This window comes from Streptomyces sp. UNOC14_S4 (assembly GCF_020740835.1).
In the GTDB taxonomy this organism is placed as follows: Bacteria; Actinomycetota; Actinomycetes; order Streptomycetales; family Streptomycetaceae; genus Streptomyces.
Genome location: NZ_JAINFC010000183.1, coordinates 1 through 1,124 on the forward strand (window position 1 = coordinate 1; position 1,124 = coordinate 1,124).

Below are 1,124 nucleotides of genomic sequence, written 5' to 3' on the forward strand. Positions count from 1 at the left end.
TTGATGGGGTAAGGCTCCCAGTAGACGACTGGGTTGATAGGCCAGATATGGAAGCGCCGTAAGGTGTGGAGTTGACTGGTACTAATAGGCCGAGGGCTTGTCCTCAGTTGCTCGCGTCCACTGTGTTAGTTCTGAAGCAACGAACAGTTGCTGGAGTAGAGCAGAACCCACTTAATTGAAGAGTGTGCTTGTTCGCTCGAAACCGATAGGGTTTCGGTGGTCATAGCGTTAGGGAAACGCCCGGTTACATTCCGAACCCGGGAGCTAAGCCTTTCAGCGCCGATGGTACTGCATGGGGGACCGTGTGGGAGAGTAGGACGCCGCCGAACAATATTTCAAGGACCCTTGGTCCCAGCGTTCACGCTGGGACCAAGGGTCCTTTTTTATTTTTGCCGAAGCGCGCCGCCCAGCCGGTTGCGCGAGAATGACTGCGGTACCTGAAGACAGGAGTCACGTCGATGTCCACCAACTCTCCCGACGACCGCTCGGGCGGCGACCGTCGCGGTTTCCGCCGCAACGACCGGCCGGCATACCGACGTGACGACGACCGGCGCGGGGCACCGCGCCGGGACAGCGACCGTGGCGGTTTCCGCCGTGACGACCGTGGCCCCCGCCGTGACGACGACCGCGGTGGCTACCGCCGTGATGACCGTGCCCCGCGCCGTGATGACGACCGTGGCGGTTTCCGTCGCGATGAGCGTCCGGCGTTCCGTCGTGATGACCGTGGTGGGCAGGACCGTCCGCGCGGTGGTGGTTTCCGCCGTGACGACCGTCCGTCCTTCCCGCGTGACGACCGCGCCCCGCGCCGTGACGACGAGCGTGGCGGCTTCCGCCGTGACGACCGTCGTGACGAGCGACCCTCCTTCCGTCGCGATGACGACCGTGGCGGTTTCCGTCGCGACGAGCGCCGCGACGACCGTCCGTCCTTCCGCCGTGACGACCGTGGCCCCCGTCGTGACGACGACCGCGGTGGCTTCCGTCGCGATGAGCGTCGTGATGAGCGTCCGGCGTTCCGTCGTGATGACCGTGGTGGGCAGGACCGTCCGCGCGGTGGTGGTTTCCGCCGTGACGACCGTCCGTCCTTCCCGCGTGACGACCGCGCCCCGCGCCGTGACGACGAGCGT

2 rRNA genes and 1 pseudogene are annotated in these 1,124 nt (G+C 65.6%); all 3 read left to right on the top strand.

Going from position 1 to position 1,124, the window contains the following annotated elements:
- A 23S ribosomal RNA gene (locus tag K6I34_RS17985) occupies positions 1–105 on the top strand; the annotation flags it as partial.
- 107 nt (positions 106–212) lie between these two features.
- Positions 213–329, top strand: a 5S ribosomal RNA gene (gene rrf / locus K6I34_RS17990).
- A 108-nt stretch (positions 330–437) separates the two neighbouring features.
- Positions 438–1,124 (top strand): annotated as a pseudogene (locus K6I34_RS38900) (tetratricopeptide repeat protein); the annotation flags it as partial.